Source organism: Nocardia wallacei (assembly GCF_029869545.1).
Classification (GTDB): Bacteria; Actinomycetota; Actinomycetes; order Mycobacteriales; family Mycobacteriaceae; genus Nocardia; species Nocardia wallacei_A.
Genome location: NZ_JARWQD010000252.1, coordinates 15,340 through 27,719, shown reverse-complemented (window position 1 = coordinate 27,719; position 12,380 = coordinate 15,340). Strand labels below are relative to the sequence as shown.

8 protein-coding genes are annotated in these 12,380 nt (G+C 70.1%); 5 read left to right on the top strand and 3 right to left on the bottom strand.

Annotation, left to right across the window (positions count from 1 at the left end; all coding sequences use genetic code 11):
* Both QH290_RS21460 and QH290_RS21455 read right to left on the bottom strand, forming a co-directional pair.
* Positions 1–5,397 (bottom strand): non-ribosomal peptide synthetase (locus tag QH290_RS21460; protein WP_280384724.1); only part of this gene is annotated, 5,397 nt, incomplete at its 3' end.
* A gap of 634 nt (positions 5,398–6,031) precedes the next feature.
* Positions 6,032–6,919, bottom strand: a complete 888-nt coding sequence (locus QH290_RS21455) for an oxidoreductase (protein WP_280384722.1) — start codon at positions 6,917–6,919, stop codon at positions 6,032–6,034.
* Positions 6,920–6,987: 68 nt separating this feature from the next.
* On the opposite strand from QH290_RS21455, the gene QH290_RS21450 reads away from it, so the two are divergent.
* Positions 6,988–7,584 carry a TetR/AcrR family transcriptional regulator gene (locus QH290_RS21450; protein ID WP_280384720.1) on the top strand — a complete coding sequence of 199 codons (597 nt, stop codon included), beginning with the start codon at positions 6,988–6,990 and terminating at the stop codon, positions 7,582–7,584.
* Positions 7,585–7,627: 43 nt separating this feature from the next.
* Here the strand turns inward: QH290_RS21450 and QH290_RS21445 are convergent, their stop codons facing one another.
* Positions 7,628–7,807 carry a hypothetical protein gene (locus QH290_RS21445; protein ID WP_280268631.1) on the bottom strand — a complete coding sequence of 60 codons (180 nt, stop codon included), beginning with the start codon at positions 7,805–7,807 and terminating at the stop codon, positions 7,628–7,630.
* Positions 7,808–7,974: 167 nt separating this feature from the next.
* Between QH290_RS21445 and QH290_RS21440 the strand changes: the two genes are divergently transcribed.
* The 4 genes from QH290_RS21440 to QH290_RS21425 all read left to right on the top strand — a co-directional run bounded on the left by QH290_RS21440 (position 7,975) and on the right by QH290_RS21425 (position 12,370).
* The gene (locus QH290_RS21440; RefSeq protein ID WP_280268632.1) at positions 7,975–8,886 is read left to right on the top strand and encodes an oxygenase MpaB family protein; all 912 of its coding nucleotides are present in this window, start codon (positions 7,975–7,977) and stop codon (positions 8,884–8,886) included.
* 50 nt (positions 8,887–8,936) lie between these two features.
* Positions 8,937–10,328, top strand: a complete 1,392-nt coding sequence (locus tag QH290_RS21435) for a M20/M25/M40 family metallo-hydrolase (protein ID WP_280384717.1) — start codon at positions 8,937–8,939, stop codon at positions 10,326–10,328.
* Between the two features lie 87 nt (positions 10,329–10,415).
* Positions 10,416–11,297, top strand: coding sequence for an alpha/beta hydrolase (locus tag QH290_RS21430; RefSeq protein ID WP_342213752.1), 882 nt, complete (start codon positions 10,416–10,418; stop codon positions 11,295–11,297).
* A 347-nt stretch (positions 11,298–11,644) separates the two neighbouring features.
* Complete coding sequence (locus QH290_RS21425) at positions 11,645–12,370, top strand: DUF2334 domain-containing protein (RefSeq protein ID WP_280264491.1); 726 nt, start codon at positions 11,645–11,647, stop codon at positions 12,368–12,370.
* Positions 12,371–12,380 lie beyond the last annotated feature (10 nt).

Below are 12,380 nucleotides of genomic sequence, written 5' to 3'. Positions count from 1 at the left end.
GAAGTCGGTGACGGTAACCCGCTGCGCGGCAATGGTTTCCGCGAGATACGCCGGGTCACGATGACCGTCGTGCGTGGCGACCACCAGCTTCGCCCCGGCGCGCAGCGGCATGAAGTAGCCCCACAGCGACACGTCGAACGTCGTCGCGGTCTTCTGGAAGTAGACGTCGTCGGCACCCATCGGATACTCGGCCAGCATCCATTCGATCTGGTTGTGAATCGCCCCGTGCGAGACCGCGACACCCTTCGGGCGACCCGTCGAACCCGACGTGAAGATCACATAGGCCGGATTGCCCGGATGCACGGGCCGCAGCAGTTCCGCGGCCCGCAGCGAGTCGCCGCCGAACCCGCCGGTATCGGCGGTGTCCATGTGCAGCACCGGAATTCCGTCCGGCACCGCCACGGCGTCGGCCGTCGTGGTCAGCACGCACACCGGCTGCGCGGTGCTCAGCACATAGCCGATGCGCTCGTCCGGGTGATCGGGGTCCACCGGCACATAGGCACCGCCCGCGGTGACGATCGCGTACATGCCGACGACCAGGTCCAGCGAGCGTCGCACGGCCAGACCGACCAGCGACTCCGCGCCCACACCCCGCGAGATCAACAGGCGAGCAAGGCGATTGACCCGCTCGTCGAATTCGCGATAGGTCAGCTCGGCGCCCTCGAAGACCACCGCCACCCGGTCCGGATGCTCGGCCACCACACGCCGATAGCCGTCCAGCAGCAGTTCGGGCGGCACCGGATGCCGGGTGTCGTTCCGGTCCAGGACGATACGGTCCCGCTCGGCGGCGGAAACCATGATGTCGATCTCGCCCACGGTCGCCTCGTGGTCGTCGATCAGCGCATCCAGCACCCGGAGCATCCGTGCCGCAAGGGTTTCCACCTCGTCGGCGGTGAACCGGCTGTCCAGGTACTTCCAGGTGAGCTCGATGGTCGAATCGGCCAGCACCATCAGCGTCAGCGGGTAGTGCGTCTCGTCGTGCATGCCGACCCCGGTCACCGACAGCCCGTCGATGGAGCTGGCGGCGGCGAGGGCGTCCCGGTCGATCGGATAGGACTCGAAGATGATCAGGGAGTCGAATTGCGCTCCGGCACCGGCGATCTGCTGGATATCCGGCAGACCCACGTAGTGGTGGTCGAACAGCTCGGCCTGCTCGGCCTGCAGCCGCCGCAGCACCTCGCCGCGCGCCGCGCGATCGTCGACGCGGACCCGCACCGGCAGCGTGTTGATGAACAGGCCCACCATGGATTCCACGCCGGTCAGTTCGGCCGGGCGGCCGGATACCGTGGCGCCGAACACGACATCGTCGCGGCCGGTGAGCCTGCTCAGCAGGATGCCCCACGCCGCCTGGACGACGGTGTTCACCGTGACGCCGAGGTCGGCGGCGCGCTCGGTGAGACGGCGGGTACGTTCGGCGTCGATCTCGGTGGCCAGCTTGGCGATTTCGTGCCCCTCGGGGCCGTGCGCCCGCGGCGCGATCCGGGTCGGCTCGTCCACGCCGGACAGCGCGCGTTCCCACACCCGCAGCGACGCTTCCCGGTCCCGGCTCGCGAGCCAGTCCAGGAACGCGCGGTAGGACGCCACTCGCGGCAGCGCGGACCGATCACCGCGAGTTGCGTACAGCAGCAACAGATCCCGCATGAGCAACGGTATCGACCAGCCGTCGAGCAGGATGTGATGAGACGTGATCACCAGGTGCCACTGCCCGTCGGCGGCGGCCGAGGTGCGATACAGGACGAAGCGCATCAGCGGCGCGGCGGTCATGTCGAAGCGGGTCTCGCGCTCGGCGACCACCAGCCGCTCCAGCTCCGCCGCCCGCCCGGACTCGGGCAGGCGCGTCAGATCCACCTCGCGCCAAGGCACTTCGACCGAATCCATGATCAGCTGCACGGCGTGACCGCCGGAGTCGGGCACGAAGGCGGCCCGCAGATTCGGGTACCGGTCCACGATCGCCTGCGCGGCAGCGCGCAGCCGCCCGACGTCCAGCGTGCCGCCCAGGTCCACCCGGGCCTGGGTGGTGTAGATATCCACCGTCGCCTGCGCCATCAAGGCGTGAAACAGCAGCCCCGACTGCAGCGGCGACAGCGGCCACACGTCGGCCAGCGCCGGGTAATCGCGTTCCCACCCTTCGATATCCGGCTGGGAGACCCGGACCAGCGGCAGATCCGACGGCGTGCGGCCACGGGCATCCGGCCGCCGCGCGTGCCGGGCCAGCGCGGTGAGCGCCTCGACCCACAGGTCGGCGAGCTCCTGCACCCGCTCGCGCGACAGCAGCCCGGTCGGGAAGGCGAACGACGCGCCCAGTTGCGGTCCCTCGGCGCCGTCGGTGACGATCGCGTTGATGTCGATCGTCCCGTTCGCGGGCATATCGGGATCCAGCTCCGCGTCGAGCGACCCCAGATCGTTGACCGGCACCCAGCCCGATTCGGCGATCTCGCCCGCATCCGCGGCGCCCCCTGCCGAGATGCGGCCCAGGTAGTTGAAGGTGATCTGACCCGACTCGGGCAGCTGCCCGGCGGTCTCGGGATTCAGATGGCGCAGCAGGCCGTAGCCGAGGCCCCGGCCGGGCACCGCCAGCAACTGCTCCTTCACCGCCTTCAGCACCGAACCGAGCACGGGGCCACCGTCGAACGCCTCGGCGAGATCGGCGCCCGCCGGATCGATCCGGACCGGATACGCGCTGGTGAACCAGCCGACCGTGCGGGACAGATCCGCGCCCGGGACGAAGTCCTCCTCGCGGCCGTGCCCCTCGAGCTTGATCAGCGCCGGGCGGGCGCTGGTCTCGCCACGCCAGCGGCTCACCGCCAGCGCCAGCGCGGACAGCAGGCCGTCGTTGACGCCGCCGCGGTATGCCGCCGGGATCGCGGTCAGCACCGCATCGGTCACGGCGGCCGGAACCCTCACCTGCACCCGGTCCAGCGTGGCGAAGGTATCGACGGCGGGATCGAGGGCGCGGGCGCCGAACAGCGGATCCGGGGTTCGCGAAACCTCTTGCCAGAACGGTAGTTCCGCGATCCGAGCGGGATCCGCGGCGGCCTCGGACAGCGCGTGCGCCCAGCGCCGCACCGAGGTTCCGTTGGCGGGCAACGACACCGGCTGACCGGCCACCACCTGCAGCCACGCCATCGCGAGATCCGGGATCAGGATCCGCCAGGACACGCCGTCGACGACGAAGTGGTGCGCGACGACGAGCAGCACGTCGCGGCGAGTGTCCTCCTGCGGGAAGGCGAACCAGACGAACTGCACCATCGCGGCCGCGGCCGGGTCCAGACGGCCCAGTGCCGCATCGTATTCCGCGCTCGCCAGCCGCGACAGCCCGGCATCGTCGATCCCGGCGGGCACCTCCACGCGGTGCAGCAGCACATCGGCGTCGACCGCGCCGCGCTCCAGCGCCTCGAAGGTCCAGCCCTGCTCCGCCGAACCGCGCAGCCGGGCGCGCAGGATGTCGTGGTGGTCGAACACCGCGCCGAGCGTCGCGACCAGGATGTCGCGGTCGATGCCCTCGGGCAGGCGCAGCGACATCGACTGCGAGTACCGCGCATACGACGTGCCACCGCGCACGGTCGCCGCGATCAGCGGCATCAGCGGGATCTCGCCCACCCCGCCGCCGGGCAGCTCCGCCAGCTCCTCCCGCGCGGATGTCCCTGCGCGGGAAGCGATCTCGGCCAGTGCCGCCACCGTGCGATACTGGAAAACGTCCTGCGCGCTGAACACGAGACCGCGGGCCTTGGCCCGCGACACCAGCTGGATCGACAGGATCGAATCGCCGCCCAGCGCGAAGAACGAATCGTCCACGCTCACCCGCTCCACGCCGAGCACAGCGGCGAACAGCTCGGCCAGGACGGTCTCGTCCGCGGTGGCCGGGGCACGGAATTCTCGCGTCTCGAAGACCGGTGCGGGCAGGGCGGCGCGGTCGAGCTTGCCGACCGGGGTCAGCGGGATCTCGTCCAGCACCATGATCAGTGCCGGAATCATGTGGGCGGGCAACGACTCCGCGAGGAACTCCGCCAGCGCGGCCGTGTCGACGGCGGTTCCGGCGCGCGGCAGCACGTAGGACACCAGCGCCGCAGCGCCCGAGGGCTGGGTGTGGCCGATGGTGGCCGCGTAATCGATATCCGGATGGGCGGTGAGCGCGTTGTCGATCTCGCCCAGTTCGATCCGGAAGCCGCGGATCTTGACCTGAAAATCCGAGCGGCCGATATATTCGATCGTGCCGTCGGATTCGTTGCGCCGCACCAGGTCTCCGGTACGGTACAGCCGGGCGCCCGGATTTCCGGTGTCGGTGCCGAACGGGCTCGCGACGAACCGCTCCGCGGTCAGGCCGGGCCGTCCCACATACCCCTGCGCCAGCGCCGGACCCGACAGATACAACTCGCCTGTGACGCCGGAGGGCACGGGGCGCAGCCGCGCGTCGAGCACGAAGGCGCCGAACCCGGGGAGCGCGGTGCCGATGGTGATCGGCTCGTCCGCCGCCATCGGCGCGGTGGCGGTGGCCCAGATCGTGGCCTCGGTCGGGCCGTAGACGTTGGCGAACGACCGGCCGTCGCGCGCCCACCGCCCGACCAGCTCCGGGCCGAGCCGGTCCCCGCCGACCATCACGACAGCGAGATCGCTCAGGTCCGCCGGATCCACCGACTCCAGGACGCCGGGCGTGATCAGCAGGTGCGTCACCCGTTCGCGCCGCAGCAACTCCGTCAGGTCGGCGCCGCCGATCACCTCCGGCGGCACCACCACCAGCGTCGCGCCCGAGGAAAAGGTGGCCAGCAACTCCAGCACGGAGGGGTCGAAGTTCGGCGAGCACACGTGCGTCATCCGCGAATCCCCGCTCACCCCGAAGCGTTCGCGCACGTAGGCCACCAGCGCACCGAGCCCGGCGTGGGTGACTGCGACGCCCTTCGGTCGCCCCGTGGACCCCGAGGTGTAGATGACGTAGGCCGGATGCTGCTCGGTGAGCGGGCGCACCCGATCGGCATAGGAGATCGGGTGCGACGGCCGTTCGGCGATCCGGGCGGCCTGCGCGGGGTCGTCCAGCTCGAGCCAGTCGGTGCCGGTGCCGAAGGCCGGGCGGTGCGTGGTGGTGGTCAGGCCGAGCGCCGCGCCGGAATCGGAGAGCAGATGCGCGATCCGCTCGGGCGGATAGGCCGGATCCACCGGCACATAGGCCGCGCCGGTCTTCGCCACCGCCCAGATCGCCAGCACCGATTCGATGCTGCGGGCGATACCGATCGCGACCGTATCTCCCGCGCCGATCCCGCGGTCGATGAGTTCGCGGGCCAGCCGCGAGGAGGTTTCGTCGAGTTCCCGGTAGGTCAGCTGCCGGGCCTCGGCTCCCGCACCGGACGGGGGGACGCGGACGGCGACGGCGTCGGCCGCGGATTCCACCGCCGCGGTGAGCAAATTCCCGAAGAGCAGGCCGCCGCCTCGACGACGACTACCACGCGAGGAACGACGATCCCTACCCAATTTGGCGCTTCACCTCTTGCCTGATACCAGCTCTACCCGCACGAAAATCATTGCCCGGAACGGAAATACGTTTCACAGGCGGACCCGGATATCGACACGAGTCGGATTGTTCCGCCCGAATTCGACAACATTCTCGCGTATTCCCGATACTGGAAATACATTTCGGGCACGCCGCGAATTGTCATGGCACCCCGCGAATCCGATCCGGACCGGCCGCACCGCGGCATCTGCGGCGACGGGGGGAGCATCCCGTCCGTTCGCCGCGCCGAACCTTCGTCCGTCACATATCATTCGCTGAGCACCTATCCGACCGATCGACGTTGCCGCACAACACACAACACAACAACGCGACACGGCAACCTGCGAAATCATAGCGATCGCGCGCGACGACCGCACACCGCGATTCTCACGACCAGGTCAGGACGGTCCCGAAGATCACCCGACACGTTGCGAAGCGTGCAATGCACAAAAGGTATCGACGGCATTCGGCAATCGGCGGCCGCTCGCGCCGGATGAGCGCCCGCGGATTATACCGACCATTTCCAGCAGCCCCGGAGTTACCGCAGCCTCATCCGAGATAGCGCACCCCCGTCGCCGCCTCCGACGCCGACCACAGCGCCGCCTGCAGCAGCGAATCATGCGATCGCGCACTGGATGTGACGGCCTCCGGATGGCCCTGAATCTCGAACAGCCCTCCCGGACCGTAATATTCGCTCCCCCGGGCAGTCGGATCGGTGGCCGCCCGCAGCGTCGGCAGCGCCCCCATCGCCGGCGTGCGGCCGAACAGCTTGGCAACGGCCAGGTTCGGGATCCGGAACCACGGCGGCGAGTACCGGAACACCTCCGTGCTCGCCCCGCCGGGATGTGCCGCCAGCGCGGACACGGGGCGGTCCGCCGCCCGCAATCGCCGGTTCAGCTCGTAGGTGAACAGCAGGTTCGCCAGCTTCGAATCCGCGTATGCGCTTGTGCCGCAGGGATTTCCCGCACTGTCGAAACGGCCGAACCGGTGACCGATACTGCTGACCGACACCACCCGCGCACCGGATGCCAGCCGATCCAGCACCAGGCCAGTGAGGGCGAAATGGCCGAGATGGTTGACCCCGAACTGGATTTCGGCGCCGTCGACGGTACACCCCCGCAGGCCGGTGACCCCGGCGTTGTTGATCAGCAGATCGATCCGCTCGTGGCGATCGCGAATCTCCGCCGCCGCCTCCCGCACCGAGGACAGGGATCCGAGGTCGATCCGCACCGTACCGACCGCGGCCCCGGGCGCCGACTCGGCCATGCGCCGGGCCGCCGCCTTCGCGCGGTCGGCATCCCGGCACGCCAGCAGCACCGCGGCGCCGCGGGTGGCGAGCACCCGGGCGGTCTCGAAGCCGATGCCCGTATTGGCCCCCGTGACGACGGCCACCCGGCCGCGCTGATCCGGCACATCCGCCGCTGTCCACTTGCTCATCGTCCGCTCCTAACATGAACCAATCGTTCATATTAAAGATGAACGCATGGTTCATGTACTGTCAAGCCATGGCTCCCTCGACCCCGCGCCGTGCCGATGCGCAGCGCAATCGGGACGCGATCCTGCGCGCCGCCCGCGACCTGGTCGTCGCCCGCGGCCCGGAGGTCGGCATGGATGAGATCGCGGCCGCCGCGGGCGTGGCCGTCGGCACGCTGTATCGGCACTTCCCGACGAAGAAGGATCTGATCGAGGCGATCGTCACCGAACTGGAGGCGCGGATCACCGCCTCGCTCGACGCCGCCGCGGCCCGCGTCCGCGCGCGCGAATCCGCGGCGCTGGACGAGATCGTCGACCTGCTCCGGCAGGTCACCGTGGAGCTGCGCGAGGAGCGACTGCTGCGGCACGCCGTCACCGGGCTCGCCGACGATTCGCTGCGCCGGCTGCGGGAGGGCGCGGCCGAGTCGGTGCGCGGGCTGGTCGCGGCCGCCCACCGGGAGCACGCGCTGTATCCGGACATCACAGTCAACGACGTGGTGCTGCTACTGGCCACCGCCCCGGCCGACAATGCCCCTCGGGCAACGCAATCGAGGTGGCTGACGCTGGCCCGGCGGGCCTTGTCTCCGACAACCGCTGCGGAACCGGAGACTTCGGCGGGTTACGACTAGCGACGAGGCGAGATCGGTTGCGACATCGGCGATATCGCAGGACTCAGAGATGCGGGTGGCAGCCCAGGGATGCGCTGAAGACGGCGGGGCGGCGATCGGGCGCGGCCCGGTGAACGTGCTCGGGCGAGGTTCGGCCGAGCCGCAGTGAGCGGCGTGCGTAGGCGCGCAAGGCCGGAAGGAATCCGTGCTGCCCGGCGCGGGGGAAGTGGCTTCGGATGCCCATGACCCTCCCTTCTCCAGTCCCGATGGAAGGCTCATTCTTCCACCCATACCGCCCGTATGCCCGTGAAATTTCCGTTCAATCACCTGGGCGGTTGCCGACTCGGCGGTATGATGAGATGATTCGCTAGTCAGTCTCTCATTGTCTCCAAGTGGTCGAAGGAGATCACCATGACCGCCTCTGTGGCACGCATCGATCGGACCACCCGGGAACTCCCGCCCCGGCAGCCCTTCGGGCCGGGCGACAGGATGTGGGACGAGGTCGGCCTGATCACTTTCTCGCTCACGGCCGGTTCCGCGTTCCTCCTGCAGACCATGGAGCCGACCATCGCGGCCGTCGTGGACGAGCACTCGACCTTCCGCACCGATCCGATGGGCCGGGCGCTGCGCAGTGTCGCCTCGGTGATGATGTGGATCTACGGCGGCGAGGAGGCGCTCGCGGAGGCCGATCGGCTGCGCCGGATGCACGCGAGCCTGAATACCGTGGACGCCCAGGGAGTTCAGCACAAGGCGCTGTCCTCGGGCCCGTGGGCGTGGGTGCTGCACACCGCCGTCTACGCCTACACCGAGGGCAACCGCTACTTCACCCGCGAGCCCCTGACCGAGGCGGACAAGGAGCAGTACTACCGCGAGGTGGTCCAGCTCATGCGCAATTTCTCGGTGGCGCCCAAGGAGATTCCGCCCACCTATGCCGAATGGGAGAAATTCTTCGCCGAGACCGTCGAAAACCATTTGGTGGCAAACAGTGTCGCCGAGGACTTCCTGCGGGTGAGCCGCAAGATCGCGCGGCCGACCTTCGTCCCGCGGGCCCTGGCACCGGCCTGGAACCTGGTGGCGGCCCCGGTGAGCCGCATGCAGTATTTCTTCACCGTCGGCACCACGCCCGAGATCGCGCGCCGCAGGCTCGGGCTGACCTGGACCGCCGCCGATGAACGCAAGCTGCGGGCGCTGGGCTGGGTGATCGGCCGCACCGTCCCGCTGCTGCCCGAGCGGATCCGCTACTTCCCCATCGCCTTCGAGGCCCGCCGCGTCGAGCGCGACCGGGCTCGGCTGCGCAAGATGATCGATCTGCGGCCGATGTAGCACCGGCGTAGTTCACCGTTGCCGGGCCCGCCGTGTAGAACAATGCTACGGTGACCGACCCCTTCCCCGACCGCGGCGGTGAACCGATGACCAGCAGCACGCACGTCGCGACCGGCGTGGACGACCCCACCGCCGAGCGGCTGGCGCAGGCACTGCGCTGCGCCACCGTCTCCGCCGACACCGGCGCGCCGACGGCGGACGCCGCATTCGAGGAGCTGGCCGCGCACCTCGAGCAGTGCTTCCCGCTGGTGCACGCCGAGCTGGAACTGCAACGCTTCGGGCACAGCCGCCTCTACCGCTGGGCGGGCACCGAACCCGGCACGGCGGCGATCCTGCTGGCGCACATGGACGTCGTGCCCGTCGACGACGAAGCGGGCTGGACGCATCCGCCGTTCGCCGGGGTGGTGGACGACGAGTTCGTCTGGGGCCGTGGGGCGATCGACGACAAGAGCCGCGTGATGGCGATCCTCGAGTCCGTCGAAGCGGCGCTCGCCGCGGGAAAGCGGCCGCGCCGCACGGTCTTTCTCGCCTTCGGGCACGACGAGGAGGTGTTCGGGACCACGGGCGCCGCCCGCATGTCCGCGCATCTGCGCTCGCTCGACGTCCGGGCCGACCTGCTGGTCGACGAGGGCGGCGTGGTCACCACCGGCATCGCGCCCGGGGTGCGGCGGCCCGTCGCCTTCCTGATGCTCGGCGAAAAGGGCTGGGCCACGGTGCGTCTGGCGGTGACCGATATCGGCGGGCACTCGTCGATGCCCGGGCGGCAGACCGCGGTCGGGCGGATCGCGCGGGCGGTGGCGCGGCTGCAGGATCACCCGATGCCGCTGCGCATGACACCGGCGATCGAGGACATGCTCACCCGCACCCGTCCCGCCGTCTCCGGATTCCGCCGCGCCGCACTGGGTTTGCTGCCCCGGGCGGGTGCCGCGGTGGCGCGGGTGATGGCGGCGCAGCCGCAGACCGAGGCGCTGGTGCGCACCACCACGGCGCCGACGGTCATCCGCGGCGGCGTGAAGGCGAACGTCCTGCCGCAGTCGGCCGAGGCACTGGTGAATTTCCGTATCCTGCCCGGTGATTCGGTGGCCGGGGTGCTCGACCACTGCAGGCGGGTGGTGCGCGACGACGGGGTGACGATCGAACTCGTCGGCCTGGCCTCCGAGCCCTCACGCATCACCGGCCCCGGCCCGCATTTCGAGATCCTCGCCGACATCGCCCGCGCCGTCGTCCCCGAGGCGGTCATCAGCACCGGCCTCGTCCCCGGCGCCACCGACTCCCGCTACTACGACGACCTCGCCACCACCCGCTGCAACTTCGCCCCCATCATCCTCGACAAATCCGACCTCGAACGCATCCACGGCACCGACGAACGCCTCTCCCGCCCCAACTACGCCCGCCTCCTAACCTTCAACCACCACCTGATCACCCACCTCACCACCCCCTGACCGCCGGTCCCCGCCCTGGCCCTCCCATCGCCCGCCGGAGGCCGCGTCGGTGACGCGCGGCAGAATTGGTGCCGCGCGGCGGGTGCGGTGCTGGAGAATGGCGCGGTCGGGTGTGTCGAGCGGACGGAGAGTGCGGTGGCTCGCGGTGAGACCGGGGGGTTTGATGGGTGGGGTGGGCGGATATTTTGGCGGGGGTGGGGGCCTGAGGGGGATGTGCGGGGGGTGGTGGTGCTTGTGCATGGGGTGGCGGAGCATTCGGGGCGGTATGGGCATGTGGGGGAACGGCTGGCGGGCAGTGGGTTCGGGGTGTATGCGCTCGATCATCTCGGGCACGGGCAGTCGGGCGGGGGGAAGGCGAATATCGGCTCGATGGACGGGGCGGCGGACAATGTCGCCCGGATGCTCGAGATCGCTGCCGCGCGGCATCCCGGCCTTCCCCGGTTTCTCGTCGGGCACAGTATGGGCAGCTTGATCACCCTCTACCTCGCCACCCGGGCGCCGCTGGAGGTCGCCGGAATCGCCGTATCCGCACCGCCGCTGGTGATCGAGGCGGGAAATCCGGTGCAGCGGCTGCTCGCGCCGGTGCTGAGCCGCTGGGCGCCGAAACTGGGTGTGCTGCAGCTGGATTCGTCGGCCATCAGCCGCGACCCGGAGGTGGTCCGCGCCTACGATGCCGATCCGCTGGTGTTCAGCGGCAAGCTGCCCGCGCGCACCGGCGCCGAGATCCTGCGCGCCACCGAGGTCGTCGCGGGCCGCCTGTCGCGGCTCACCGTGCCGACGCTCGTGCTGCACGGCGGCGCGGATGCCCTCGCGGCGCCGTCGAGTGCCGACCTGATCGAACAGCGAGCGGGCGCGAAAGACCTCACCGTCAAGCGCTACCCGGGCCTCTACCACGAGATCTTCAACGAACCCGAACAGGAGGCCGTACTCACGGACCTGGTCGACTGGCTGGGCAAGCATCTACTATAACGTGTAGTAGAACTGCCACCCAGGAAAGGTCGTCGTCGAGCGCAGCATCCCGCCCGCGCGGCACGAGGGTGGCCGCCTCGAGTTCACCGAGGTTCCGGGCGGGACGCGGGTCGTCTGGACCACGACGGCGGAGGTGCGGGTGCCGTTGGTCGGCGGCCTCATGACCCGGTCGCTGGCCCGGCCGGTCATCTCCTACGTCTTCGGGAAGGTGCTCGCCACCGCGGACCGCTCGCTCGGCGCTCGCACCGTCGCGGCGTAGCGGCGCACCGCCGACCGCTCGCACGACGGCCCGCAACGCGACGAAAACTGTTCAACCAGCGGCAACCGTGGACTGTTACCGTGCGCGCGTGCCTGCACGCCTGGTGGTAAGTGTCCATGACGTGGCTCCGGCGACCGCCGGTGAGACCGAACGCTGGTGCGCCGACGCCGACGCGTTCGCAATCCCCGTCTCGTTGCTCGTGATTCCGGGGCCGTGGCGCGGCACGAGCCTGTCCGAGGCGCCCGGGTACGCGACGTTCCTGTCCGAGCGCCGGGCCCGCGGCGACGAGCTGATGGTGCACGGCTGGGATCATCGCGCGACCGCCGAGGGCGCATTGCGGCGCCGGGCCGTCGCCCGGCTGATCGCGCGTGGCGCAGCCGAATTCGCCACCCTCGACACCGCGAGCGCCGAATCCCGGCTGCGGCGAGCCACCGCGGTGATGGACGAGCTGGGGTTGTCCACCACCGGCTTCACCCCACCCGGCTGGCTCACCTCACCCGCCGCCGAACGTGCGCTGATCCGGGCCGGATTCTCGCACACCACAGACCATTTCGGGGTGCGGGACCTGCGCTCCGGCCGCCGGGTGCGCGGATTCGCGCTGTCGCAGCGGCCCGGCGGCCCGGGCGAGCGCACGGCCGCATGGCTGCTGCGGATGCAGGCCCGGCGCACGGCCGCGCGCGGCGGATTCGTCCGCATCGCACTGCATCCCGACGATCTGCGCCGTCCCGGCCTGCGCGACACCGCACTGCGCGCGATCGACCTCGCGCTGTCCGCCGGTGCCCGCGCGACCACATACGCCGAGGTGATCCGATGAGCGCATGCCC